The organism is Lelliottia sp. CFBP8978 (genome assembly GCF_034046055.2).
Lineage (GTDB): Bacteria > Pseudomonadota > Gammaproteobacteria > Enterobacterales > Enterobacteriaceae > Enterobacter.
Window position 1 is genome coordinate 1,243,689 of the sequence record NZ_CM188253.1, and the last position, 25,884, is coordinate 1,269,572.

At 54.8% G+C, this 25,884-nt stretch carries 27 protein-coding genes; 12 read left to right on the forward strand and 15 right to left on the reverse strand.

The genetic code is table 11. The annotated features are described in order from the left end of the window. Nucleotides 1–31: 31 nt before the first annotated feature. On the reverse strand, nucleotides 32–775 hold the full coding sequence (locus SOM82_RS05725; protein WP_320459868.1) for an SDR family NAD(P)-dependent oxidoreductase: 744 nt from the start codon (nucleotides 773–775) through the stop codon (nucleotides 32–34). A 57-nt stretch (nucleotides 776–832) separates the two neighbouring features. Further along, a complete protein-coding gene (locus SOM82_RS05730; protein WP_320459869.1) occupies nucleotides 833–1,921 on the reverse strand; it encodes an oxidoreductase in 1,089 nt (362 codons plus the stop codon). 162 nt (nucleotides 1,922–2,083) lie between these two features. Here SOM82_RS05730 and SOM82_RS05735 point away from each other — a divergent pair, with 162 nt between their 5' ends. The 5 genes from SOM82_RS05735 to SOM82_RS05755 all read left to right on the forward strand — a co-directional run bounded on the left by SOM82_RS05735 (nucleotide 2,084) and on the right by SOM82_RS05755 (nucleotide 7,257). Continuing rightward, the gene (locus tag SOM82_RS05735) at nucleotides 2,084–3,586 is read left to right on the forward strand and encodes a sugar ABC transporter ATP-binding protein (protein WP_320459870.1); all 1,503 of its coding nucleotides are present in this window, start codon (nucleotides 2,084–2,086) and stop codon (nucleotides 3,584–3,586) included. Then, entirely contained in the window at nucleotides 3,583–4,578 is a 996-nt protein-coding gene (locus SOM82_RS05740; RefSeq protein ID WP_320459871.1) for an ABC transporter permease, read from the forward strand. The genes SOM82_RS05735 and SOM82_RS05740 overlap by 4 nt, the downstream gene beginning before the upstream one ends. Nucleotides 4,579–4,598: 20 nt before the next feature. After that, nucleotides 4,599–5,663, forward strand: coding sequence for a sugar ABC transporter substrate-binding protein (locus SOM82_RS05745; protein ID WP_154126629.1), 1,065 nt, complete (start codon nucleotides 4,599–4,601; stop codon nucleotides 5,661–5,663). An 84-nt stretch (nucleotides 5,664–5,747) separates the two neighbouring features. Next, nucleotides 5,748–6,992: an LVIVD repeat-containing protein gene (locus SOM82_RS05750; RefSeq protein ID WP_320459872.1), complete on the forward strand. Its 1,245-nt coding sequence runs from the start codon at nucleotides 5,748–5,750 to the stop codon at nucleotides 6,990–6,992. Nucleotides 6,993–7,116: 124 nt separating this feature from the next. Beyond that, entirely contained in the window at nucleotides 7,117–7,257 is a 141-nt protein-coding gene (locus tag SOM82_RS05755) for a hypothetical protein (RefSeq protein WP_320459873.1), read from the forward strand. Here SOM82_RS05755 and SOM82_RS05760 read toward each other — a convergent pair. Both SOM82_RS05760 and SOM82_RS05765 read right to left on the reverse strand, forming a co-directional pair. After that, nucleotides 7,247–7,723, reverse strand: a complete 477-nt coding sequence (locus SOM82_RS05760) for a GNAT family N-acetyltransferase (RefSeq protein WP_320459874.1) — start codon at nucleotides 7,721–7,723, stop codon at nucleotides 7,247–7,249. The two genes, SOM82_RS05755 and SOM82_RS05760, sit on opposite strands and share 11 nt — an antisense overlap. A 226-nt stretch (nucleotides 7,724–7,949) precedes the next feature. Continuing rightward, nucleotides 7,950–8,318: a DUF596 domain-containing protein gene (locus tag SOM82_RS05765; protein ID WP_320459875.1), complete on the reverse strand. Its 369-nt coding sequence runs from the start codon at nucleotides 8,316–8,318 to the stop codon at nucleotides 7,950–7,952. Between the two features lie 178 nt (nucleotides 8,319–8,496). Here SOM82_RS05765 and SOM82_RS05770 point away from each other — a divergent pair, with 178 nt between their 5' ends. Beyond that, a complete protein-coding gene (locus tag SOM82_RS05770) occupies nucleotides 8,497–8,982 on the forward strand; it encodes a GNAT family N-acetyltransferase (RefSeq protein ID WP_320459876.1) in 486 nt (161 codons plus the stop codon). Nucleotides 8,983–9,553: 571 nt separating this feature from the next. Here SOM82_RS05770 and mtnK read toward each other — a convergent pair. Continuing rightward, nucleotides 9,554–10,753: an S-methyl-5-thioribose kinase gene (gene mtnK / locus SOM82_RS05775; protein ID WP_320459877.1), complete on the reverse strand. Its 1,200-nt coding sequence runs from the start codon at nucleotides 10,751–10,753 to the stop codon at nucleotides 9,554–9,556. 105 nt (nucleotides 10,754–10,858) lie between these two features. On the opposite strand from mtnK, the gene mtnA reads away from it, so the two are divergent. Continuing rightward, complete coding sequence (gene mtnA, locus SOM82_RS05780) at nucleotides 10,859–11,875, forward strand: S-methyl-5-thioribose-1-phosphate isomerase (protein WP_320459878.1); 1,017 nt, start codon at nucleotides 10,859–10,861, stop codon at nucleotides 11,873–11,875. Between the two features lie 836 nt (nucleotides 11,876–12,711). Continuing rightward, entirely contained in the window at nucleotides 12,712–13,158 is a 447-nt protein-coding gene (locus SOM82_RS05785; RefSeq protein WP_320459879.1) for a hypothetical protein, read from the forward strand. A gap of 90 nt (nucleotides 13,159–13,248) precedes the next feature. Here the strand turns inward: SOM82_RS05785 and SOM82_RS05790 are convergent, their stop codons facing one another. The 3 genes from SOM82_RS05790 to SOM82_RS05800 are packed head-to-tail and all read right to left on the reverse strand — an operon-like array spanning nucleotide 13,249 to nucleotide 15,088. Further along, entirely contained in the window at nucleotides 13,249–13,791 is a 543-nt protein-coding gene (locus SOM82_RS05790) for a 1,2-dihydroxy-3-keto-5-methylthiopentene dioxygenase (protein ID WP_320459880.1), read from the reverse strand. After that, a complete protein-coding gene (mtnC, locus tag SOM82_RS05795) occupies nucleotides 13,788–14,477 on the reverse strand; it encodes an acireductone synthase (protein ID WP_320459881.1) in 690 nt (229 codons plus the stop codon). The genes SOM82_RS05790 and mtnC overlap by 4 nt, the downstream gene beginning before the upstream one ends. Further along, nucleotides 14,474–15,088, reverse strand: coding sequence for a methylthioribulose 1-phosphate dehydratase (locus SOM82_RS05800; RefSeq protein WP_320459882.1), 615 nt, complete (start codon nucleotides 15,086–15,088; stop codon nucleotides 14,474–14,476). Before SOM82_RS05800 ends, mtnC begins: the two co-directional genes overlap by 4 nt. 125 nt (nucleotides 15,089–15,213) lie before the next feature. Between SOM82_RS05800 and SOM82_RS05805 the strand changes: the two genes are divergently transcribed. Next, nucleotides 15,214–16,374 (forward strand): pyridoxal phosphate-dependent aminotransferase, encoded by a 1,161-nt coding sequence (locus SOM82_RS05805; protein ID WP_320459883.1) that lies wholly within the window; start codon nucleotides 15,214–15,216, stop codon nucleotides 16,372–16,374. Here SOM82_RS05805 and SOM82_RS05810 read toward each other — a convergent pair whose 3' ends face one another. Both SOM82_RS05810 and SOM82_RS05815 read right to left on the reverse strand, forming a co-directional pair. After that, entirely contained in the window at nucleotides 16,375–17,001 is a 627-nt protein-coding gene (locus SOM82_RS05810; RefSeq protein ID WP_320459884.1) for an IbrB-like domain-containing protein, read from the reverse strand. It lies immediately after the preceding gene. Further along, nucleotides 16,986–18,209, reverse strand: a complete 1,224-nt coding sequence (locus SOM82_RS05815) for a phosphoadenosine phosphosulfate reductase (RefSeq protein WP_320459885.1) — start codon at nucleotides 18,207–18,209, stop codon at nucleotides 16,986–16,988. The genes SOM82_RS05810 and SOM82_RS05815 overlap by 16 nt, the downstream gene beginning before the upstream one ends. Before the next feature lie 635 nt (nucleotides 18,210–18,844). Here SOM82_RS05815 and ahpC point away from each other — a divergent pair. Further along, nucleotides 18,845–19,408 (forward strand): alkyl hydroperoxide reductase subunit C, encoded by a 564-nt coding sequence (ahpC, locus tag SOM82_RS05820; RefSeq protein ID WP_154126644.1) that lies wholly within the window; start codon nucleotides 18,845–18,847, stop codon nucleotides 19,406–19,408. 150 nt (nucleotides 19,409–19,558) lie between these two features. Beyond that, nucleotides 19,559–21,124 carry an alkyl hydroperoxide reductase subunit F gene (ahpF, locus tag SOM82_RS05825; protein ID WP_154126645.1) on the forward strand — a complete coding sequence of 522 codons (1,566 nt, stop codon included), beginning with the start codon at nucleotides 19,559–19,561 and terminating at the stop codon, nucleotides 21,122–21,124. A gap of 65 nt (nucleotides 21,125–21,189) precedes the next feature. On the opposite strand, the gene uspG is transcribed toward ahpF, so the two are convergent. From uspG to rnk, 3 genes are all read right to left on the reverse strand, one after another. Next, nucleotides 21,190–21,618 (reverse strand): universal stress protein UspG, encoded by a 429-nt coding sequence (uspG, locus tag SOM82_RS05830; protein WP_154126646.1) that lies wholly within the window; start codon nucleotides 21,616–21,618, stop codon nucleotides 21,190–21,192. 134 nt (nucleotides 21,619–21,752) lie between these two features. Further along, nucleotides 21,753–21,842, reverse strand: coding sequence for a small membrane protein YldA (yldA, locus tag SOM82_RS05835; RefSeq protein WP_414672109.1), 90 nt, complete (start codon nucleotides 21,840–21,842; stop codon nucleotides 21,753–21,755). A 139-nt stretch (nucleotides 21,843–21,981) separates the two neighbouring features. Beyond that, on the reverse strand, nucleotides 21,982–22,392 hold the full coding sequence (rnk, locus tag SOM82_RS05840; protein ID WP_154126647.1) for a nucleoside diphosphate kinase regulator: 411 nt from the start codon (nucleotides 22,390–22,392) through the stop codon (nucleotides 21,982–21,984). 256 nt (nucleotides 22,393–22,648) lie between these two features. Between rnk and SOM82_RS05845 the strand changes: the two genes are divergently transcribed. Next, nucleotides 22,649–23,269, forward strand: a complete 621-nt coding sequence (locus tag SOM82_RS05845) for a flavin reductase family protein (protein WP_320459886.1) — start codon at nucleotides 22,649–22,651, stop codon at nucleotides 23,267–23,269. 36 nt (nucleotides 23,270–23,305) lie between these two features. Here SOM82_RS05845 and rna read toward each other — a convergent pair whose 3' ends face one another. Then, nucleotides 23,306–24,115 (reverse strand): ribonuclease I, encoded by an 810-nt coding sequence (gene rna, locus SOM82_RS05850; protein ID WP_320459887.1) that lies wholly within the window; start codon nucleotides 24,113–24,115, stop codon nucleotides 23,306–23,308. Between the two features lie 89 nt (nucleotides 24,116–24,204). After that, the gene (dcuC, locus tag SOM82_RS05855) at nucleotides 24,205–25,578 is read right to left on the reverse strand and encodes an anaerobic C4-dicarboxylate transporter DcuC (RefSeq protein ID WP_320459888.1); all 1,374 of its coding nucleotides are present in this window, start codon (nucleotides 25,576–25,578) and stop codon (nucleotides 24,205–24,207) included. Between the last annotated feature and the right edge of the window lie 306 nt (nucleotides 25,579–25,884).

A 25,884-nucleotide genomic window follows, 5' to 3' on the forward strand; every position in this document is an offset into this window, starting at 1 on the left:
AAAAAGGTGGAATCAGGGCGGCAATACAGTCTCAGGCATTGAGGCCGCCATCCACATCCAGACCAGTGCCGGAGATTTGCCCTGCCGCCGGGCTTGCCAGGAAGGTGACCGCCGCCGCGATATCTTCCGGCTGACCGTAATGGCCGGTGGCGATCAGCTGGCGCTGGGAGTCGGCCTGCTCGCCATCTTCCGGGTTCATGTCGCTGTTGGTTGGGCCGGGATGGACCAGATTGACGGTGATGCCGCGCGGTCCCAGATCGCGGGCCAGACCCCGGGTCAGGGAGTTAAGCGCCGATTTCGTCATGGAATAGACCGCAATGCCCGGCTGGGCGACGCGGTTGGCGAGACAGCTGCCGATATTGATGATGCGCCCGCCGTCAGACAGATGGACCAACGCGGCCTGGGTGGCGATCACCACCCCGCGTATGTTGACGTTGATTAGGGCATCAATGTCCGCCAGCGTCATGGACTCCAGCGGACCGCCGCGCGCGATCCCGGCATTATTGACCAGAATATCTAGCCCACCCAGCGTGCGTGCCGCCTGCGTAATGGCATCCTGAATGGCCTCTGCGCTGGCACTATCTGCCTGAATGGCCTCGCTGTTGCGCCCCAGCGCCGCTATCTCTGCGGCGACGGCCTGGGCTTTATCGGCGGATTTTTCATAGGTAATAACCACGTCGGCCCCGGCCTCAGCCAGGGATAGCGCGATGGCACGGCCCAAACCACGACTGGCGCCAGTAACCAGCGCCTTCTTACCCGTTAAATCGATCTGCATGATGACCTCGTTGCGAGAGTGGTGAGAATCATCATTAGGTATAGACGGTCGAGGCGATTAACGGCTGAGGTTTTCCACCTTCACTAATGCGGCGTAAAGCGTCTCGGGCGTAAGCGTTACCGGCAAATAGTGGATAGACTCCACCGGGCGCAGCGTGTGGGCGATCACGTTGTCCAGTTCGGCGCGATGATTGATATCCACATCCAGCTCGCGAAGCGTGGTTGGCAGATGAAAGCGCTGATACGCGGCGATCAGCTGCGCCAGCACGTCGTCCTGACCGAGCAGGGCACTTTGCACCAGAATCCCGTAGGCCACTTTCGTGCCGTGGAGGAATTTATCCGTCTGCGGCAGAACCGTTAAACCGTTATGCACCGCATGCGCCGCCGCCACGCGGGTATAGCGCTCGCCCAGCCCGCCAACCATTCCGCCACCGGCGATAATGGCGTCGACCACATCGCGAAACGCCTGGGTCTGTTCGCCGCGCGCCCGATCGGCCAGCGCCTGTTCGCTACTGTCGAGCAGCACGTCGCGGATCGCCAGCGCGGCGTTAATCCCCAGCCTGACGGTCAGCGATAACGTTTCCGGTTTCGGCGCCAGCACCACCGCTTCGTACCATTTCGCCAGCGTATCGCCAATGCCCGCCAGCAGATATTCCGCCGGAGCGTTGAGAATGATTTGCGGCTCGACGAGCACCAGGAAATTGGCGTCATCGAAAATCTCAAACTGTAGCGCCTGACCGGCATCGTTGTACCACACGGAGAGCGGCGTCCACGCCGCGCAGGTGGCGGCGATAGTCGGAATACCGACGAACGGCACGCCGAGGCGACGGGCGACCGCTTTGGCGGTATCAAGCAGCGCGCCGCCGCCGACGCCAATGACCACGCGCGTCTCCTCGCCCGATTCATTCACCAGATGAGTGACATCGCGCTCGCTGCAGTGTCCTTTAAACAGCAGATGCTTCGCGCCCACGGCGTGGAAGCTCTCCGGCAGGAACGGGCGCGCGCCTTCGATGGCGCGTTCGCCGTAAATCCACACCGCGCGGGAAAGCTGTTCCGGGGTGAAAAAATCGTTCAGGCGCGCGAGGCTGCCGCTGTGGGAGAAATAGTTGGCCGGACCGGGTACGACGCGAATATCGGTGTTGCTCATGGGGGTGTCCTTTTTGCGAATCGCTAACCTGATGTTATGTCTGGACATCCGGATGGCTAATAATATTTAGCTTTATCTTATGCCTTTTCTATCATTGCCAGTCAACCCGAGCTGTGAAAAATTCCATAAATCAAAATATTAAATAAGAAGGAATGACAGCGGATGGGTTCCAGTCGCCTTGAGATGCGCGGTATCAGCCTGGCCTTTTCCGGCTTTCAGGCGCTGTCGCGCGTGGATTTCACCCTGACGGGCGGTTCTGTCCATGCGCTGACGGGGGCCAACGGCGCAGGGAAATCGACGCTGATGGCGGTGCTGTGCGGTACGCACGACCGCTACGAAGGTGAAATCAGTATCAATAATCAGCCCGTTTCGGTTCGGGAACCCCGTGATGCCAAACAGCTGGGGATTCACCTGGTGCAGCAGGAGGTGGATGTGGCGCTGATTCCCGGCTTAAGCATCGCGGAAAACATCATGCTCGATAATCTGGCGCAGCCGGGGCATCGCTACCGCTGGAGGGCGATCCGCGAGCAGGCAAAGCAGGCGCTGGCGCAGCTGGATGTGTCCATGAATGTGCGCCGCACTATCGACAGCTGCACGCTGGCGGAAAAGCAGCAAATTTTACTGGCGCGCGCGCTGTCCCATCACTGCCGGTTCCTGATTCTGGATGAGCCGACCGCGCCGCTGGATGCGCACGAAAGCGAGCGCCTGTTTGCCGTGGTCAAACGCCTGCAACAGCAGGGGATCGGCGTGGTGTTTATCTCTCATCGCATTCACGAGCTGAAAGCGATTTGCGACACCTTAACGGTGCTGCGCGATGGCAAGCTGATTGAGTCCGGGCCGATGGCTTCGCTTTCCGGCGAAGCGATTGTCGAGAAGATGCTGGGCCACGAACTGAGCGATATTTATCCGCCGGCGCGACCGCCGCACAGCGATGAAACCTTGCTGCGCGTGGAAGGGCTGCACGACGAAGCGTTGCTGAAAGATATCTCCCTGCATCTGCGCAAAGGCGAAATCCTCGGGATTGCCGGGCTGGCGGGGGCGGGGAAAACCGAGCTGTGCAAGGCGCTGTTTGGCGCCACGAAAAGCCGGGTGGAGCGCGGGGAGCTGAACCATCAGCCGTGGCAGCCGCGCGACCCGGCCGATTCTGTGCTGCGCGGGCTGGCGCTGGTGCCGGAAGAGCGGCGCAAAGAGGGCATTTTTATCGACGAGCCGGTGAGCATGAATCTGGCGGTGAGCGCGGATAACAGCTTCTCGCGCTGGAGCCTGTTTGGGCATCGTCAGGCGTGGCGCTGGGCGGAAGAGGTGATCGCCCGCGTGGGCGTGCGTACCCGAGGCCCGGGCCAGGTGTTGCGTCGTCTTTCCGGCGGCAATCAGCAAAAGGTAGCGATTGGCAAATGGCTGCGCGGCGAGGCAAAAGTGCTGATTTTTGACGAGCCCACCAAGGGCGTGGATGTCAAAGCCAAAACGGATCTATTCCAGCTGATCGACGGCCTGGCGCGCGAAGGCAAAGGGGTGATCTACGCCTCCGGTGAGTTCGCCGAGCTGGTGGGATTGTGCGATCGCATCTGCGTGCTGTGGGACGGACGCATCGTGGCGGAAATCGCCGGGGCTGAGGCCCGCGAAGAGACATTACTTTATTATTCAACCGGAGGAACGGCGTCGTGAGCAAGGCCCTTTCAGTGAATGCAACGGCGTCGGGCCGTCAGCAGTTTTTCGATTTTCTCTACAAATGGGGCATGTTGCTGACCGTTGTCGCGCTGGTGGCGATTTTTGGCATCGCATCGGACAACTTCCTCGACCCCTATAACATCATCAATATTCTGCGTTCCATCGCCATTGTGACGGTGATTGCGATTGGGGTGTCGATCTCGTTGACCGTCGGGGGATTCGATCTCTCCGTGGGATCGACTGCATCGCTGGCCAATGCGCTGGTGATCTCCTTGTTTGTCTGGCACGGCTTTGGCACGACGGAGTCGATTCTGATTACCCTCGCGCTCTGTACGCTGGTGGGGCTGTTTAACGCCTTTATGATCGTCATTCTGCGCATTCCTGACATGCTGGCGACGCTGGCGAGCCTGTTTGTTATCCAGGGCGTGGCGATGACCTACAGCTACGGCGGATCGATTACCGAGAACATGGTGCTGCCGAGCGGCGACATGGCAGAGGGCGCGATTCCGGCGGCGTTTGGCCTGCTCGGCCAGGTGCCGACCATTGTGATCATCATGCTGGTGGTGACGGTGCTGGCGCAGCTGGGCCTGTCGCTGACCACCCACGGGCGACGGATGTACGCGATCGGTGGCAACCCGGAAGCGGCGCGGTTGTCCGGCATTCGCACCACGCGTTACAAAGTGGCGGCGTATGTGATGGCCTCTTTGCTGGCGGGGCTGGGCGGAATTTTGCTCGCCTCACGTATCGGTTCATCACAGGTCAATGCGGGCGGCGGCTATCTGATGGATGCGGTCGCGGCGGCGTGGATTGGTTTTTCACTGGCGGGTTCCGGCAAACCGAACGCGCTGGGTACGCTGGTCGGCGCGGTGATTTTAGGCGTGCTCTCTAACGGCCTGGTGATGCTCTCGGTGCCGTATTACGCCATGGACATTATAAAAGGGCTGGTGCTCGCAGTGGCACTGGCGATGACCTACATACAAAAACGTTAACAACACAACGGGATAACAGAATGAAAAAAATAGCACTCTCTTTCGTGGCGCTGGGATTATTGAGTTCATTGCCGGGCTATGCGGCAACGGCTGCGCCCGTTCCGGCCGCGATCGCCAGTCACGACGGTCCGATTCGCATTGCGGTGATCCGTAACCTCGGATCCGACGATAACACCACCCAGTTTGTCTCCGGCGCGATTCAGGAAGGCAAAAAGCTCGGCTTTAAGGTCAGCACCTTTTTAAGCAACGGCGACGACGCCAAATTCCAGGATTTCGTCAACCAGGCCATCAGCCAGAAATATGACGGAATTATCCTCTCTCAGGGCCGCGATCCGTACTCCACCGCGCTGGTGAAAAAAGCCGTCGACGCCGGGATCAAAGTGTCGGTGTTTGATACTGCCGTCAACGGTGAGATTCCGGGCGTGACCGTTACCCAGCAGGACGATGCCTCTCTGACGCATCTCTCCTTCGGCCAGCTGGCAAAAGATTTCAACGGTAAGGCCAACATTATTAAGCTGTGGGTTGCGGGCTTCCCGCCGATGGAACGCCGTCAGGCGGCGTATCAGGCGCTGCAAAAAGAGTATCCGGGCATCAAAGAGCTGGAGTCGATCGGCGCGGTTTCATCGGACGTGCAGGGCGATACGGCCAACAAAGTGGGCGCGGTGCTGGCGAAATACCCGAAAGGCAAAATCGACGCGATCTGGGGAACCTGGGATGCCTTCAGCCAGGGCGCTTATAAAGCCCTGAAAGAGAATGGCCGTACCGAGATCAAACTCTACAGCATTGATATTTCGAACCAGGACCTGCAGTTAATGCGTGAATCTGGCAGCCCGTGGAAAGTGAGCGTGGCGGTCGATCCGAAGCTGATTGGGGCCACCAACGTGCGCCTGATTGCCAACAAAATTGCCGGGGAAACCACGCCGGCAACCTATGATTTTAAAGCGGCGGCGATCCCACAGGCGCTGCTGGCGGCGCAGCCGGGGGCGGTTAACGTCGCCTCGTTAGGGAAAATCATTCCAGGCTGGGGCCAGACTGAAGATTTCATCGCGCCGTGGTTTGCGACCCTGGAAGCGAAGAGCAAATAATATTGCCCGGTGGCGCTGCGCTAACCGGGCCTACGTTCTGTAGGCCGGAGAAGGCGTAGCCGCCATCCGGCAAAAGGAACGGATATGTCCTCTCATTTACCTACACCGGAATACAGCCGCAATATGCGGCTGATTGGGCACAGCGACCAGGGCGGACGCCCGGACGGCGTGCAGTTGATGGTGCATCGCGGCTTTGCGTATATCGGGCATATGGTGTCGCAGGGGTTTTCCATTGTTGACGTCCGTGACCCGAAAAATCCCAAAGCGGCAGGCTATGTGCCCGCGACGCCGGGAACGTGGAATGTGCATCTCCAGGCCCATGACGACCTGTTGCTGGTTATCAACGCCCGCGATCTGTTTGCCGACGCCCGTTTTGCCGATGAAAAGATCTATTACACGCGCCAGGTGGGGCACACCGTCAGCGATGTGCAGGACAAAGGCTGGAGCGCGGGGCTGCGGATATTCGATATCTCTACCCCGGACAAACCGCGTGAAATCAGCTTCCTGTCGCTCGACGGGATTGGCATTCACCGCATCTGGTACGTGGGCGGCCGCTGGGCCTATGTCTCGGCGCTGATCGATGGCTTCACCGACTACATTTTCCTGACTATCGATCTGGCCGATCCGCGCAAACCGGAAGTGGCCGGGCGCTGGTGGCTGCCGGGTATGCATCAGGCGGCGGGCGAACAGCCTGGATGGGAGGAGGGGAAACGCTACGCGTTACACCACGCGATTGTGGCGGGCGATACCGCCTACGGCAGCTGGCGCGACGGCGGTTTAACGCTGTTGGACGTGAAGGACCGGACCCGGCCTAAGCTTATCAGCCATCGTAACTGGAGCCCGCCGTTTGGCGGCGGAACGCACACGGCGCTGCCGTTGCCGGACCGGGATCTGCTGGTGGTGCTCGACGAAGCCGTGCTCGACAATCAGGAAGATGGTGAAAAGCTGATCTGGCTGTTTGATATTCGCGAGCCGTCAAACCCGGTCAGCATCGCCACGTTCCCCCAGCCGGATGAGAGTGACTATGTGGCTAAAGGGGCGCATTTTGGCCCGCATAACCTGCATGAAAACCGGCCGGGGAGTTTTGTCAGTTCGACGCTGATCTTCGCGACGTATCAGAATGCGGGCGTGCGCGCCTACGACATTTCCAATCCGTACCGCCCGGTGGAAACCGGTGCGCTGGTGCCTGCTGCGCCGGCGAAAATGATGGACACCCGGCCAAATCGCCCGCAGGTGATCCAGTCATGCGATGTGTTCGTCGATGCCGAAGGGATTATCTACAGCACGGATTACAACGGCGGCCTGTCGGTGATTGAATATTTGGGGTGAGTTGTTCGGTATGCAGCAGGAACCCGGAATGACTTCCGGGTTCCTGTTTCCCCGTCCATTCGCTTTCACGCTGACCGCCGGGAGCGTCTGTTCTGGCGGCTAAAGGTCCAACGAAAATTTGCCGGTGCGTAACCCTAAAATCCAGCGACCAGCCAGCGCACAGTTCAAAGGTGGAACGTTGAGTATCGACAAAGAGACTGTGCGGCAGGACGCGGTCAGCGAGCAGCGGAGCTGGCATGATGATTTTCTTACCATCAGTCCGTAATAACCTTACTCATGTTGACACCGGTCACACCGAATCCACTGCTCTCGTAGATATGACGGGCTCGGGCATTATCGCCAGCAACGCGTAATCTTATTTCTTTAAAACCTTTCTCCCGTAGATGTTCTTCAAACGCACGAAGAGTTTGTTTACCAAGCCCCATGCCCTGGCAGAAATTGAAGATATGAAAATCGTAGATAAAAACGCTACTCATGGTGGTATCTGGCTTGTACCAGAGATAGCCAATATGCCTGTCAGTGGGGTCTGACCGTTCAACAAGACATAACAATACTTGTCCCGGAGTGTTAACTCCCGCGGCCAGCGTTTCTGATATCTCATTAGTGGCTCGTACAAGAGATTCAGCCGGAGAAAGGCGGTAGTTAGACTGGATCTCATTTGCATAATCAGAAATAAAATATTCGAGAAAAGCGGGATACTCTTCTTCAGTCATTGAACGAAACGCGATCATCCCTTACTCCCCTGGCAATAAAATATAAAGAAAATTTTGACACTATTAGTAGCGCTGCGACGGTGCAGCGTCAATATCATTCACTTCTGGCACAAGGCGAACAGGCTTTTAGCGCTGAATGTCAACTCTGAGCGAAGAGCGTATATGGCGCTGGTATTAGCGACGGGTGATTATGGTTAAAATGAGATTGGATTGAGATAAGTCCACTAAAGACCTGGGAACCCGACTACGTCCAGACCTCCTGGCCATCAGGTGTTAGCCATACCAGGCCCGCTGGCGCCTTAACCAAAAACCACATTCCAAATTCGTCCAGATCGTCATCTTGATCGTCAGAGGGGTATGGCGGCCAGGCATTTTTTAGAATGTCTAATTGTTCTGAAATGGGACCTGTCAAATACACACCGTTTGCAGCTAATTTAATTTTCTTCTCATCCAGTAAATGAGTCAGCAATTCAAAGAATATTCTCTTTCTGAACTGATAGTCTCCTGAAATATCGGCGCAATCAATGCTGATGTGCTGCCATAAAGAACCCAGTGATAACCCGTAAGAACTTTTTACAACCGAGATATAGCGTTTTTTGTTATTTTCCATCATGTCAGTTAATCCTTAGCGATATTTCAACTAATCTGGTTTTTTCCCCCATGACCTGCTCCCCGTTGTTACATCCACACCGCTACAGAGGAAGCATGGGGTTGTGGTTCACTTATGGTAACACGCCTCCGAGGCATGGCGTTGTACGTTCGGGATGATGCTTTCCCGGGAAGGATACCGTATGCTGCATACACTCTTTTTCCAGGATATGATCATGATAACAGTAGAGAAATCAGACCCATTTTCTTCTGAATCTCATCGCTTAATTGAAATGCTGTCAGGAGAACTTTCCGCTATTACGGGTGATAACGGCAAAAGCAATTTCACCGTTGAAACAATGAATGATGATAAAACCTTATGGGTATTGGCAAAGAATAGTCATGGTGAAGCGATAGGATGCGGCGCTATACGGTCATTAACGCAAAACGTAGCCGAGCTTAAAAGAATGTTTTCAGATCGAAGCGTGCATGGCGTGGGTATTGCCTTACTCACTTTTCTTGAAACTGCGGCTAAAGAGATGGGATATAACGAAATTAGGCTGGAAACCAGATGCATCAACTATCGAGCCGTAAATTTCTACGAGAAAAATGGTTATATCCGTATTGAGAATTACGGCCCATACATAGGCAGGGCAGAAGCGGTCTGTTTCTCGAAGGTATTGCCCTGAGTGAATTAATTGGACCAGAAGTCCGCCCCTGTCACCCCGCTAACCCTGAACAAAATCTCTCTGCGGCGCTCAGGTTCTCCGCCTCTCAGTCGCAAATTCCACCCATACTGACTCTCTGAGATCTTGTGCTCTCCGGTACATTCCCAGGGCATGGGCGCGCTCGTCTGCACCCGACAGAATGTTGCGGGTCATCTGGATGAGGAAATTAACTGTAGTTCAGTGACAAATGAAAAATACGATCTAAGATTTTGAAGGACGAAAACTGATTACATGGAGTTTCTGATGACTATTGTTCTGGTGACAATCTTATCCTCTCTGCTCATTGTGTTCGGGCTTAACTACATTTTGCTGCAGTTAATGAGTGCCTGGTGTGACCCGAATGGTCATTAAGTGACGTTAAAGATTTTAAATACACTGATCCCGGCCTTTGCTGTGATGGCGTTTCATCACGGTTTGGCGCCGGGAACAGCATGCTGAATCGCTTTCGCGACGTGGTGGACGGCGTGCCGTGTGCAAGTGTTAGCATCTCGTCCAGTACCGAACCCCTATCTCTACGCGACGCGCGCCCCGTCTAACTATACTGACGCACCCGCGCGACCAGCTCTTCCGCGCTGTCAATTCTGTCGGCAATCACAATCAGGGCTTTACCCAGCGTAATGGCGTGGCGCAGGCATTCGTGACGCATGGCGTCGTCCTGAATGGTGTCGATATCTGCCACGTGCGACAGCCCCACGCTACGGCGGATCAGCTCCGTGCCGCAAAAACCGATGGCATCGGTCCAGACCTTTTTCAGAAATTGCGAGGCATAGCCCGGCACGCTCAGGGCGGCATCGCGGGTTTTCTCTGCTGCCAGCGCCTGAAAACGTTCCGCAAAGGTATTCCAGAGTTCCTGAATATCCGTCAGACGTTGTTCGCGGGCAGCCGCAGCATCGCGAATACCTAAGTGTCCCGGCAGACCGCAGAAGTTCAACAGCAGGTTGCCGATCGCCGTGCCGATATCAAAACCGATGGGACCGTAATAGCCAAACTCGGCATCTATGGCTTTCAGGCTGCCGTCAGCGACAAAAATCGAGCCGCTGTGAATATCCCCGTGCAGCAAGGCTTCTGCCTGGGAGAAAAAGCGGTGCTTCAGCGAGGCGACGGCGATTTTCAACTGATCGTCATTGCGCAGCGCGGCGACATCCGCTTCCAGCTCTTGCGGATAGTTATTGCGCTCGTGAATAAGATAGGGATCGTTGAAGAACAGATCCTCGGTGATCTCACACATTTCCGGGTTGATGTATTTCGCCACCTGCGCTTTTTTGCTGTGGGGATGAAGATAAAAATCGCTGGTGTGGAACAGGGTGTGGGCCAGATATTCTCCCAGCTGTTGTGCAGCCTGCGGATAGTAGACGCCGCTAATCAGCTCGCCGCGCCAGATTTTATGGCTGGAGAGATCTTCCATTACCATCACCGCCAGTGCCGGGTCGTAGTGGTGAATTTTGACCGTGTGCTGCGGGCTGTGCTGGTAGTGTTCTGTCAGGGTTTGCGCTTCCAGACGCGCGCGGTCCAGCGTCAGCGGCCAGGATTCGCCCACGCAGCGTACGTAAGGCAGGGCTTGTTTGACGATAATGCGGCTGACGCCCTGCGCGTCGAAAATTTTAAACACCAGATTGAGGTTGCCGTCGCCCACTTCCTGCGCGTCCACCAGCGATGATGGGTTATCGAGGCCGCCAAACTGCTTTGCATACTCCACGGCATCCCGGGCGGTAAAGGTACGGTATTGCGACATTGCCTGTTCCTCATCAGTTCTGGTAATAAAGACATTTAGACGTCTATACATCTGAATTTTATCCTGACACAATGTGATACAACAACGCAACAGAGAATTAACGACATGCAGACATTACAGACGACCAGCCTGCGGGTGACGGATAATCAGCTATTTATTCTCGACCAACAGGCGCTTCCGCAGGAGAAACGCTGGCTGGATGCCTCAACGGTAGAGGCGCTGGTCGGGCACATTCACGCTCTGCGCGTGCGCGGCGCGCCGCTGATTGGGCTCTCTGCGAGTCTGCTGCTGGCGCTGCTGGCGGAAAACGGCCACAGCCGCGACGAGCTGGCTGTGGCGCTCGACACTCTGCGCGCGTCACGCCCGACGGCCGTTAATCTGATGAACAATCTTGATCGTATGAAGCAGGCGCTGTGGCAGGAGGATTTTGTTCCTGCCTTGACGACAGAAGCGCTGCGCCTGATTAATGAGGATAAGCAGCTCTGTGACGCTATCGCCCGCGCCGGAAGCGCACTGGTGAAACCCGGAAGCCGCCTGTTAACCCACTGCAATACCGGCGGGTTGGCCACGGCAGGGGTCGGGACGGCGCTGGGGGTGATTGCGGTCGCTCATCAGCAGGGTAACGTCGCGAATGTGTGGGTCGATGAAACGCGTCCGCTGTTGCAGGGCGGCAGGCTGACAGCCTGGGAGCTGGGCGAGCTGGGTGTGCCTTATCAGCTGATCACCGATTCGATGGCCGCCAGCCTGATGGCGAAAGGGCAGGTGGATGCGGTGTGGGTCGGGGCAGACCGTATCGCTGCCAACGGTGACGTGGCGAATAAAATCGGCACTTACTCACTGGCGGTGTTGGCGAAATTCCACGGTATTCCGTTCTACGTCGCGGCTCCGCAGACCACGCTGGATCCGAACTGCCCGAACGGTGATGCGATCCCGATTGAGCAACGCGCTGCCAGCGAAGTGACCGGTGTGGCCGGCAGTTTTGGTGCCGTGCAGTGGGCGCCGGAAGACGCGAACGTATACAACCCGGCGTTTGACGTGACGCCAGCGGCGCTGATTAGCGGCTGGGTGCTGGATACGGGCGTGGTGTGGCCTGGCGGCTTTGTTCACTCGCAAATAGGCTAAAATGTTGGGCGCTGATTAGCGGATAGGTGCTGGATACGGCGGTGGTGTACTCCCCTCGCCCCTTCGGGAAGAGGGTGAGCGGCTTTGTTCACTCTCAAACAGGCTAAAATGTTGGGCGCTGATTAGCGGGTGGGGGCTGGATACGGGAGTGGTGTATTTCCCTCGCCCCTTTCGGGAGAGGGTTAGGGTGAGGGGGCTTTGTTTACTCGCAAATAGGCTAAAATGTTGGGCGCTGATTAGCGGGTGGGTGCTGGATCCGGGAGTGGTGTATTTCCCTCGCGCCTTTGGGGAGAGGGTTAGGGTGAGGGGAATATGCGGCTGTAGCGGCGGTTCCGTTCACCTTCTGTTCCTCATTTCTCTGTAACCGACAGACCCCCTTAACAATCCCGGCGCCCGGCGATCCAAATCGCCGCTTCGTGGTGCCCTCAGCTTTTTCCTTCAGGCTCTCGGGCCGGGCGCGATCCTGCATCCCTGCAGGTCACGCCCTTTCGGCGCATCCCTTTCAGATGTGTGCTGCGTTTTCAATTTGCATCGCTTTACATCCGGGTTTGCGAGGCGTCTTCAGGAAAAGACCCTTGTGAATTCATGGTGATAGCAGTATCTTTTTGCTGCGCCTGCAAAATCAGGCGTCGGAATTAGCCTTCTGTATTTCATACTGGCGACATTGGTTTACTATGTCGTGCGAACGGTTACACCTCAATGGTGGGCCGGGCGGGGGCGTCGCAAGACGCGCCGGTGTCCAGTATGGCCGGTAAGGCTAACTCCGCTCGGTTCCGCCACCCGTGAGATTAGCCTCTCCGGTGGCGGTAAAATGCGACATACTGGAGGCTGCCAATATGGCTACTACCCCAAACCTGATTCATTCTTTATTCACTGTCCCTTTCACCAGTACCACGGATTTCACCGAGCTGGCAGATAACTGCGAGCGGTTTGTTGAGGCGCTGGTGGAGTGCGACGATCCGGCGCAAAAGATGGCGCTGTGCGGACGGCTGTCGGTCTGTCTGGATCTGTTGCAGCCGACGCTGCTCGAACCCGTGCCGGAATATCTGCGCGAAAGTTTAACGGTCGAGGATTTGCCGCTGAATGTTCCCGTGTTTGAACCGGAATCCGATCAGCTCGGGCGCTATTGCCAGGTACTCACACACCTTCTGATGCAAGGGGCGCTGTCAGCCGATGCGGAAAGAGTGACCGGCGATTTATTGCAGGATTTGGTGGGGTTTTACAGCGAGACGCTGAAAGCACCGCGCTGGTTACGCACTGACGGGGAAACCGTGCCGCTGTAAAAAAGACCGGGTGGGGCGATGCCTTACCCGGCCTGTGTATTGATGCCCGTCTGCAGGCCGGGTCAACGTTCGCGCCACCCGGCAATGTTCTTAAGCCAGCCGCGGATAGCCATCCGCAATTTCGCTGCCCGTAAACTGCGCAATCCATCCCTCCGGGTTATCGAAGATTCGGATAGCCGTGAAATTTGGCTCAGAACCCATGTCAAACCAGTGCGGTGTTCCGGCCGGAACGGAAATCAGATCGTTTTTCTCGCACAGCACCTGGTAAACCTGGTCATCAATATGCAGGCAAAACAGCCCTGCACCTTCGACAAAGAAACGGACTTCATCTTCGCCGTGAGTGTGTTCGTTGAGAAACTTTGCGCGCAGGGCCTCTTTTTGCGGGTTGTCCGCCCGCAGGCTGATGACATCCCAGCTCTGATAGCCTTTTTCTGCGACCAGCTTATCAATTGCATGCTGGTAAGCCTCAATTACCGTCTCCGGCGAGGGATCGCGGCCTAAGTCGCGGTCGGCTTCCCAGCGTTCGAAACGGACGCCTTTTGCATTGAGTTGTTGGGCGATCTCGGCCGCATCGGTGCTGTGCCACTGCGGCTGGCCGGCGTCGGTGGTGGAATAAAGGGTCAATGCGCTCATGAAGGGATCTGCTCCGGATTTATCTCGTCGAAGTGGTGTACCTGATGGTGGTGGCTTGCGCCATCCTCATCACCGCGAATCAGTTGCAGGGTACGAAAGCCTGCCTGTTCAGCGGCGTCCAGTTCCTGATGGATATCAGAGAGGAACAGGATTTGCGACGGGGCCACGCCTGTCTGCGCGGCGATAGTGGTATAAGAATGCACTTCCCGTTTTGCGCCCACATGGGTATCAAAATAACCGCTGAACAGATGAGTAATATCACCTTCGTCGCTGTAGCCAAATAACAGTTTCTGCGCGGCCACAGAGCCCGAGGAATAAACATACAGATCAATGCCTTGTGCTTTCCACTTTTCCAGCGCGGGCAGCACATCCGGGTAGAGGTGGCCGGTGAAATCACCGTTGACGTAGCCATCCTGCCAGATAATGCCCTGCAAGGCTTTTAGCGCGGTGGATTTACGATCTTCATCCATAAACCGGAACAGCGTGTCGATCAGTTCGCTGATGCTGGCGTGCGGGTTGGCGATTTCATCACGCAGATTATCCAGAATGGATTTCACCGGCTCGGCGTACTGCTGGGCGGTGACAAACGCCGCCAGTCGCTCGCGCGCATAGGGGAACAACACATTGTGGACAAAACGAATATCGCTGGTGGTTCCTTCAATATCCGTCACAATCGCGCGAATCATATTTTCTCCAGTTGTCGTAAACGCATTTCGCATTCAAATAAAAAATCGAGACCTTCAAGGTGGCGACGGGCCTCGGCCACATCGCGTCCCCAGCAGGTTAAGCCATGACCGCGCAGAAGAAAACCATAATTAAGCGGGCGTTCTTGCGCGTAATGGGCGATTCGGGAGGCGAGGGCGTCAATATCCTGATCGTTATCGAAGACCGGGACAGCAACGGTGTCCAGATGCGTGGTCTGTCCGGCCAGTGATTTCTGCATTTCAAAACCGTTAATCCGCAGCTCCGGCTCTTTCACCAGACGCGACAATACGGTGGCGTTAACCGTATGGACGTGCAAAACGGCGTTGGCCTCCGGGAACAGGCGATAGATAAGCGTATGCAGCCCTGTTTCTGCCGACGGCTTACGGCCAGACGGCGCGCGATTGGTGGCGATCTCCACCTGCAGGAAATCATCCGGCGTCAGGCTGCCCTTATCTTTACCGGATTCACTGAGCCAGCACAGGGCGGCGTCCTGACGCACGGACATATTGCCGCCGGTCGCCGGCGCCCAGCCTTTCGCGCCAATCCAGCGGCACGCGTCAACGAGTTGTGTGAGTTGCAGGTTGTCGTTCATCTTCCTTTTACCCTCTGTCGGCCAGGAATATTGATAGTGTATAGACGTCTAAGCGTCTTGATTGCCAAAGACTAACATCGTGTTATAGTGTCAGCAACATAAGTATTACAAGCAGGCATGAGACAATGAGCAATAACCCGTTGATTCCGCAAAGCAAACTCCCCAACCTTGGCACCACAATCTTTACGCAAATGAGTGCGCTGGCGCAGCAGCACAACGCGATCAATCTGTCACAGGGATTTCCGGATTTTGACGGTCCTGGCTATTTACAGGAGCGTCTGGCGTATCACGTTGCGCAGGGGGCGAACCAGTACGCGCCCATGACCGGAGCGCAGCCGTTGCGTGACGCGATTGCCGAGAAGACGGCGCAGTTGTATGGCTACAAGCCTGACGCCAACAGCGAAGTGACGGTGACGGCGGGGGCAACGGAAGCGCTGTATGCGGCGATTACCGCGCTGGTACGCACCGGCGATGAGGTTATCTGCTTTGATCCGAGCTACGACAGTTACGCGCCTGCGATTGCATTGTCCGGTGGCGTGGTCAAGCGCGTCGCGCTCCAGCCGCCGTCCTTCCGCCCGGACTGGCAGGCATTTGCCGCCTTGCTCAGCGAGAAAACCCGGCTGGTGATCCTCAATACGCCGCACAACCCGTCGGCGACGGTGTGGCAAAAAGAGGATTTTTCCGCGCTGTGGCAGGCCATCGCTGAACGGGAAATCTACGTCCTGAGTGATGAAGTGTACGAACACATCTGCTTTGCCAGCGAAGGGCACGCCAGCGTGTTGGCGCATCCGCAGCTGCGTGAACGCGCGGTTGCGGTGTCATCCTTTGGCAAAACCTATCATATGACCGGCTGGAAGGTGGGTTACTGCGTGGCGCCTGCGGCGATCGGTGCTGAACTGCGTAAGGTGCACCAGTATCTGACCTTTTCGGTCAACACGCCCGCGCAGCTGGCGCTGGCCGATATGCTAAGGGCTGAACCGGCCCATTATCGCGAGCTGCCGGCGTTTTATCGCGCGCGGCGGGATCTGTTTGTGAATGCGTTAGGCGATAGTCGTCTGGAGATCCTGCCGTGTGAAGGAACCTACTTCCTGCTGGCGGATTACAGCGCTATTTCCGATCTGGACGATGTCAGTTTCTGCCAGTGGCTGACGAAAGAAGCCGGCGTTGCCGCCATTCCGTTATCGGTATTTTGCGCCGATCCGTTTCCGCATAAACTGATTCGTCTCTGTTTTGCGAAGCAGGAATCGACGCTGTTAGCGGCGGCAGAGCGCCTGAATAAACTGTAATTACTTCACGGTCCAGGCTTCTGAATAGCGACGGTCTGCAAACAGTTCTTGTAGGCCGTTAATCTGCTTCAGGCGCAGCACTTCATCGCAATCCATTCCCAGCTCCGCGCCAATCTTTATGTCGTCCCAGCCGAGCAAGGCCAGTTCCCGCACAATGTCAGACATGGCGTTAATCTGATGTCGTCCGCGTGCGCGGTTATGGCGGATGGTCGAAGCCATACGGTCAAACTTCTCCTGCCTCTCTTTGCGCAGACAGGTGACCGGTAAATACCCTTTTAACTGGCGTTTTATGATCGCGCGGTGAGTGCCAATGTCGTGCCGGTGATAGCCATCGACGATCTCATAATGGCGCGGTCGGTCTTCGGTCACGACGATTGGCTGCGTAAAACCATCCATCTCCAGCGATTTAAACAGCAGTTGCTTTTCGGGCGGCGCAACCGTATTGGGGTTGTAATCGTTGGCGGTAATATCGGCTTGTTTAATCCACAGCACACAATCCACCGGCTGTTCGCGAAAAGGACTGATTTCGTGAATAGCTTCGCGAAAAGAATTGATAGCCTCAATTTTATTCGTTTCCGAAAGTGACTGAAGATATTTTTGCATTTCATTAATTAATCGTTGCTGCATAAGATCCCCCATTCCTTGCGTTTGGATTTAATCCGGTCACTGTAACGTTGATAATGTTTAGGTTTTGTTGGACTGAAAGATAATGCCCGACACCAATAATCATTGCTCAGAAGCACCTTACAAACGCGTCGCCAGGACGGAATATCTTTTGTCCCCGTATCACCTTCCTGAGATTCGGGAAGATCGTTGACGCCTCTTTTTTGATACCAGTGTAAATAGACGGCAATTTTATTGCGATAATGCTCTGAGGTGGTTCGTGGCATGCTATCGAGTAACAGCATCGCGTATTCGGACCAGGTGAGATGGTCGGGCTTGAGTATTTTACGATGGCCGTAAAAATGGTTGTTATATCCTGCATAAATACCGCCGCACCGGACACCGCTGACGCGCTCGCACATGACTGCCCAGCGCTCTGGCTCCAGCACATGATAAAGCCATAAACCCTGGCGCTGTTCCGGGCCAAAGGGTTCGCAGATCCGCATATACCGTAGCGGGACACCGGCCTGATACATCATTTCATACAGCGCGTTACAGCTGCTGCGGGTTTTGGCGAACCATGTCCAGATATCGGCCGTTTTCCAGTCATAGAGCGGGTAGATATACCAGGCGTGCCCTCCGGGAGCGACGGTGGTCCAGGGTTTATCATCTGCGAAGCGCTTTTTGTGCGCATTGGCGATGGTCAGAAAACGGTTATACGACTCGTCAGCACGAATGCCAATCATCACGGCTGCGGGGCGTTTTTGGGCAAACCAGGTGGAAAATTCTCTGACAAATTCTTCGAAAGTCATCCCCTGTTTGTAAAAATCAAAATAGGCAGGGTCGGTAATGGCATCGTCAGGAGGCTGGCGAACCCACTGGGTATCGGGTTGCCAGCATTGCCATTCGGGCTGGAACTGGGATAGTGAATTTTGGGTGGTGAGGGGCAGGGCGACCCAGAAAAAGCGGTCAATGACATCGCGATACTGTGTTCGCATGTTTTCGATATGGGCGATAGTGCAGGAGAATTGTGCCTCCCAGTCGATAAATAGCACGCAAATTTTCTTGTTGCGCTTCCGGGCTAATTGCGCCGTCAAATGCAGCATGATGGTGGAGTCTTTTCCTCCGGAAAAAGAGACACAAATCTGGGGTAAGTTATCGAGCGACCATTCGATTCTTTCTGTTGCAGCTTGCAGAACGTTAAGGTCAAGTGGGTATTTATATATAGACATGGTCAACCTCATTTTGGCTTTAGGCGGCTATATACGTTTGGCGCGTAAATTCATCTCTGATAGTAAAGCAAATGACCAATATGTAAAAAGAAACCGGGGAAAAATAATAATAAAATATGTTTCACGATTATAATGTTTTAACATTGATTTATTTCCATTCATAGATGTAATGCATTTTAGGAATTTCGGGCGTTATTGGCCTTTTTTAAGGTGATGGGATAAATTAATAATAAATAAAATGAATGGGATGTTTTATTTATCAAACGGTATTTTTTATTTCTCACTTTCTTAGTAAGAAAAAGCCTATCACAGCCATAGGCAAGAATGTCCCTGTCACGGATTGCTCAATCATGTCACCAGTGGTGTAATTCCCTCGCTGTTACAACCTTACTCAGGTGATGTAGAGCGCAACGCAACGCCAGCTTCGGCTGGCACTGAATGTACCTGCGGGGAGTTCAGGTATCAGGGCCGCCCGTTGAGGCGGCCTTTTTACGTTTGGACACTCCAAACCGCACGTAAAATTCTTTTGTTCGGGTTGTAAGGTATGGCTGATTGATTTGATACAGCAAACGCATTAGCCGCATCAGAGAAAGTTCGTTACCTTACCTCTCAACGAAAACACGGAGGAAGTACAGATGTCTTTGATTAACACTAAAATTAAACCTTTCAAAAACCAGGCGTTCAAAAACGGTGAATTCATCGAAGTGACCGAGAAAGATACCGAAGGCCGCTGGAGCGTGTTCTTCTTCTATCCGGCCGATTTCACTTTCGTTTGCCCGACCGAACTGGGCGACGTGGCAGATCATTACGATGAACTGCAGAAACTGGGTGTAGACGTTTACTCTGTCTCAACCGATACCCATTTCACCCACAAAGCGTGGCATGGCAGCTCTGACACCATCGCGAAAATCAAATATGCGATGATTGGCGACCCGACTGGCGCCCTGACCCGTAACTTCGACAACATGCGTGAAGACGAAGGTCTGGCAGACCGTGCAACCTTCGTGGTTGACCCGCAGGGTATCATCCAGGCGATCGAAGTTACCGCTGAAGGTATCGGCCGTGATGCATCCGATCTGCTGCGTAAAATCAAAGCAGCGCAGTACGTGGCTTCTCACCCAGGTGAAGTGTGCCCGGCTAAATGGAAAGAAGGTGAAGCGACTCTGGCTCCCTCTCTGGACCTGGTTGGCAAAATCTAAGTCTGTAAAGCCTGGCGGAACTCTACCTGCCCGGGCCTACACCAATGGGCGCGCCTGCGCCCATTTCATTCCAGCACCATGATGCAAGTTGCATTCAGGCCGCCCGCATGAGGCAGCTTGCATGATGACGTTTTAAGAGAGGGAAGAAAAATGCTCGACACTAACATGAAAACCCAGCTCAAGGCTTACCTTGAGAAACTGACCAAACCTGTTGAGTTGATTGCCACGCTGGATGACAGCGCTAAATCGGCAGAAATCAAGGAACTGCTGGCGGAAATCGCCGAACTGTCCGCGAAAGTGACGTTCAAAGAAGATAACAGCCTGGCAGTGCGTAAACCGTCATTCCTGATCACCAATCCCGGTTCGCTACAGGGGCCGCGTTTTGCCGGTTCTCCGCTGGGCCATGAATTTACTTCACTGGTGCTGGCGCTGCTGTGGACCGGCGGTCATCCGTCGAAAGAAGCCCAGACGCTGCTTGAGCAGATCCGCGACATCGACGGTGATTTCGAGTTTGAAACCTATTACTCGCTCTCATGCCATAACTGCCCGGACGTGGTGCAGGCGCTGAACCTGATGTCGGTGCTGAATCCGCGCATTAAGCATACCGCCATCGACGGCGGCGTTTTCCAGAATGAGATCACCGATCGTAACGTGATGGGTGTACCGGCAGTGTTCATGAACGGTAAAGCGTTCGGTCAGGGGCGTATGACGCTGACCGAAATCGTTGCCAAAGTGGACACCGGCGCTGAAAAACGCGCGGCGGAAGAGCTGAATAAACGTGACGTCTATGACGTGCTGATTGTCGGTTCTGGCCCGGCGGGTGCGGCAGCTGCGGTTTATTCTGCCCGTAAAGGCATTCGTACCGGCCTGATGGGCGAACGCTTTGGCGGCCAGGTGCTGGATACTGTCGATATTGAAAACTACATCTCTGTGCCAAAGACCGAAGGTCAGAAGCTGGCGGGAGCGCTGAAAGCGCACGTCAGCGATTATGAAGTCGATGTCATTGACAGTCAGAGTGCCAGCAAACTGGTTCCGGCTGCGCAGGAAGGTGGCTTACACCAGATCGAAACGGCCTCCGGCGCGGTGCTGAAAGCGCGCAGCGTGATTATTGCCACCGGGGCGAAATGGCGCAACATGAACGTCCCAGGCGAAGATCAGTATCGCACCAAAGGCGTGACATACTGCCCACACTGCGACGGCCCGCTGTTTAAAGGTAAACGCGTTGCGGTCATCGGCGGGGGTAACTCGGGTGTGGAAGCGGCGATTGATCTGGCGGGTATTGTTGAACATGTGACGCTGCTGGAATTTGCCCCGGAAATGAAAGCCGATCAGGTGCTGCAGGATAAAGTGCGCAGCCTGAAGAACGTCGATATCGTGCTGAATGCGCAGACCACGGAAGTGAAAGGCGACGGCAGCAAAGTGACGGGCCTCGAATATCGCGACCGCGTCAGCGGCGACGTCCACAACGTGGCGCTGTCGGGGATTTTTGTGCAGATTGGTTTGCTGCCCAATACCACCTGGCTGGAAGGCGCGATTGAGCGCAACCGGATGGGCGAAATCATGATCGATGCCAAATGCGAAACCAGCGTGAAAGGGGTATTTGCGGCGGGCGATTGCACGACGGTGCCGTACAAACAGATTATCATTGCCACCGGCGAAGGGGCGAAAGCGTCATTAAGCTCGTTTGATTATCTGATTCGCACCAAAACAGCATAATAAAAGAAAGTAAGGCTACACCTGCACAGCAAAAACCCCGCAAAGCGGGGTTTTTCTTTTGCGCGTTAGCGCACGACCATCACCGGGATATGGGTGTGGCGAATCACGCTGGAGGCATTTGAGCCGAGCAGGTGAGTGGAGATGGAGGGATTACGCGAACCGATAACCACCACATCGGCTTTCAGCTCACTGGCCATTTCGTTGACGGCATCGCGCACGCTGCCAAAGCGTACGTGGGTTTTAATGCGTGACGGATCGATGCTGAAATGCTCCACCATCGTTTGTAACCGCGTTTCGGCTTCGTGCTGCAGATGTTCTTCGAAGCGGCGGACATCGGCAGCGAAACGATGCAGACTCAGGCTGGCCGACCCTGGAAGGACGTGTAAAAGATGAATCACGCCATCCTGCTGCGCAAGAAACTCGGCGTGGCGAACGGCCTTATCGCTCAATTCCATTTCAAAAACATCAACCGGCATAATGATTGTCTGATACATACCCGTTTCTCCTTGTTTATAAACGCTGAAATCATTCAAACATAAAATATTATGCGTTTCTGATATCTGTCTGGCACTTTTCAAGGTATTGCGTTTATTTAAGGTTTTTTACATGATTTTGCGAGGGCGGTTCACTACCAGTGGCGTTCGAGATATAGCACTGCCGTGACGATAATCGCCAAAAAAATGATAAATACCAGCGATATGCCCAGTATCTCATTCATGACCGTCCCCACGGTACCGAAACGGATTAAGCCTGGATGAAGGGGATTTTCTTCGCTATAGGAAAGATGGGTGAGTTGGCGGAAAGAGGATGCAGGTGCATCCTCTGGGCAAAGCGTTCAGGCGCTTATTCAGAAGGGATCAACGAAGGTAATCGCCCGCGGCCTCTGGCTGGTAGAGGAGTTCCAGAACTTCCAGATGCGCGGAGGTACCTCCGGGTAATTCCCAGTGAATGGTGTCGCCGGTGCGCAGGCCAAGCAACGCGGCACCAACGGGCGCCAGCACAGAAAGCTGCGTGCTGCTGTCGGTCATTTGCGCCGGATAAACTAGCGTGCGCGTGCGCTCTTCACCGCTGGTGAGATCGCGGAATTTCACCTGGCTGTTCATCGTGACCACATCATGCGGCATCGTTTCGGGCGTACACATTTGTGCCCGGTCCAGTTCCGCATTCAGCGCATCGGCGATCGGCAGCGACGCGTATGCCGGTTTTTCCAGCAGGCGGTCGATACGTTCTGCGTCGAGTTCATTAATAATAATGGTAGGTCTGGACATTTATTACTCCATGTCGTTGATGCTGCGTGTCTCGCAGAAACCAATCCAAAAGAAAACCCTCGCCGTCTGGCAGCGAGGGTTTTATCTCTGCTGATGATACTGGCTGCGCAGGCAACTTTGAAGTGATGAATGTCACATTCATCGTGCAGATGCTGTTCTGGCGAAAAGCGCGGCCGGATCAGAATCGCAGTTGACCGTGTTTCCTGGCGCATCGCACGGCATAATGGGGTTCTGACATCCTCACTGAGAGAGCGCTATGTATTTTTATCAGCCTTCACTGGGACACGGTCTGCCACACGATCCCCTAAATGCCATTGTTGGACCCCGACCTATCGGCTGGATTTCAAGCGAAGATAACGACGGGCGACGCAATCTGGCGCCTTACAGCTTCTTTAATTGCTTTAACTACCACCCGCCGATCATTGGTTTTTCCAGCAACGGCTGGAAAGACAGCGTCCGCAACATCGTGGAAACCGGGGAGTTCGTCTGGAATCTGGCGACGGTTGAGCTGGCGAACGCGATGAATGAATCCTCCGCCTCGCTCGCGCATGATAAAGATGAGTTTTTATTTTCCGGCCTGACGCCGGTCGCCAGCCAGCTGGTGAAAGCGCCGAGAGTGGCGGAAAGCCCGGTTAATTTCGAATGTCGATTGTCACAGTGCATCCAGTTAACAGGCGCAGACGGTACGCCTATAGAGACCTGGCTGGTTCTGGGGGAAGTGGTCGGGATTCATATTCGTGAGACGCTGCTGGAGGAGGGGATCTATCAAACCGCCAAAGCGAACCCGATTCTGCGTGCGGGCGGGCCGACGGCCTACTATTCCATTAGCGAGGCCCAGCGTTTTGACCTCGTGCGACCGGACGCTCGTAACCGTTAAGGCGCGCCCGGCACATGCGCTGTACCGGGCGGCGGATCAGTAGCCGACTTTGTCGATAACGAACGTTTTGCCGCAGTTACCGGGATGGGGCTGCGGCGCAAACGATGACGCGGTCAGCGGCGCATTGATGGTGGCCGCGTTGAGTGAAATTTGTATTTCAGTCAAATAGGCGGGATTGTTGTTGCAGGTCAGTTTGAGCGCCTTGACCGCCGCCTTGCCATAGCTTTTGGCGACGGCAGCATCAAAGGCGTTGCGGGTCACCGCTTTGCCATAGTTATCGTTAAGAAACTGGCCCAGCGCGCTGCTTTTTACTTCCTGATTCATCCGCACCATGGTGCCAAAGTAGGCGTCGGGATCGAAGCCAAAACAGACGCCATGTTTGGCGTATTCGTAGCGCTCAAGACAGGAGTTACCGCCGGCCCCCGGCATCATGCTGCTGAGTTTCGCTGCGGATTCCAGCGAAAGCCCGGTTTCTGCCGCGGCGCATTTTCGGCGAGCGTTGGCTTCGGCCATATTAGGAACAGGGCGAGTGGCGCAGCCAAAACGCATCCAGCGGCGATTGTCTACCCCGCGCGAGGCGATGGATTTTGGCAGGCTCGGCCACAGGCCATGAACGGTGAGAAAATCAGTTTTGGTATGACTCTCTTTTTGCAGGCGACATTCATCAGGCTCGTTGCGATTGCGATCGTGCATACTCTGGCAAAAACCGGTCTGCCACGAAAGCGCAAGGACATAGCGATCAAAATCCGCGTATTGCGTCGCCTGAAGGGGAGTGGCCTGGCTGGAGAGGGCAAACAGTGCCAGGGCCATGGCGCTTATCCGGCTAACGATATCCTTCCTGAACATTTGAATTCCTGATGATTAAAGGCAAATTAATTCCAGGACTTATTAAAGCACAAAAAGCGCCCGCAGGCGCTTTTTGACAGGGGCGAGGGTTAGCCCGCGACGGTGGCAGGCACCAGAATTTCAGTGGCAATAATCACAATTACCAGCCCCACAAGCACAGGAACGGATGTGCGTTTGACGACTTCGAACGGCGAGATTTTTGCCATCCCGGCGACCGCGACCACCACGCCCGACACCGGCGATATGGTCCGGCCGAGGTTGGACGCCTGCAGCATCGGAATCGAAAGATACGCCGGGTTGATGCCGGATGAGTGCGCCAGTTTTGGAATCATCTCGACGAAAGCGTAGAACGGCGCATTCCCTGAGCCGGTGGTCATGGCCGCCAGCATGGTGAGGATCACCAGCACCAGCATCAGGATGATACTCGCTGAGCCAAACGAAGTGGCGATGGAGATCAGGCTCTGAATAAAGCCGATGGTGCTCAGCCCCTGGGCAAACACGCCGGCCGCCACCAGCAGCATGACGACACTCGCGAAGGCGTCTGCCATACCGCGATACGCCACTTCCAGACCGGAAAACACTTTTTGCGTATTGAAGCCACGCACAAATTCCAGCACCGCCGCCAGCAACATGCAGATCACCAGAATAGTGATGATGTGCAACTGCGGACCCCATTTACCGTCAAAAATCAGCACGCCGATGATCGGGGTGAACGGCAGAATGGCATAGAACGACGGGGCGGTGGTGGTGATTTCGTTAACATCCAGCATCTCATGGCTGATGTTTTCTTTTTTATCGAGATACTTCTGCCAGAAATAGTGGGCGATCGCCATGCCGATAATGGCGGCAATGGAGATCGGAAGCGTGGTTTTAAAGGCAAAATCGATCAGCGGCATTTCAGCTGCCTTAGCGGCCAGTACCACGTCGCCAGAAGTCGGAGACAGAATAATGGCCGCCGGAGAGGCACAAATCGCTGCGGCTGCGCCACGGCTGATACCCACGTTAACCATCACCGGGAACAGCGTTGCCATCAGCAGCACCCCCAGGCCCGTCGCGGAGGAGACCGCCAGTGACATCAGACATGCCACAAAGTAGGCGGCAATCATCAGAATGTACGGGGAATTGATATATTGCAGCGGTTTAGAGGCCAGTTTAACCACCATATCGTTGGCACCAATATGGGTCATATAGGCGGCAAAGCCGCACAGCATCATTATCATCATGCCGAGATCGCCACCGCGGCTCATCAGCAGGATTTTAATATATTCCACAATATCGGTGGCGGTATAACCGGTGCTGGTTTCACTGGCCGGTAACACCTTGTGGCCCATTAGCGCGCTAATAATAAGAAGCGTCAGACCGCCAACGAATAATACGCCGGTGGCGGAATAGCCCTTAATGATGTAGCGCGCGACGCCAACAATGACGACCACTCCAATGAGGAGTTCGATAAAGGTAAGCATGGTTTCCCCTGTACTTGCGCTCCCCAGAGAGCACTGAAAATCAAAAAAAAGAAGTGTCAAAATGTGCCGAATTAATGGCCAGCCATTGCTGACTAAAATCAATAAAACCACTACTAAAGAAGTAATCAACGATATTTTGCCATTGCTGTGCCATTTATGTCATCACAGTATTGACCACCGCTATAAATATTATATGTCATGGAATTGATAATTAATTGTTGTGGGTTTTGGTGTGATGAGTCTGGCAGGCAATAAAAAACGTAAAGCTAATTAAAAACGCTTTAATTTTCTGAGCGGCTGTTCCTA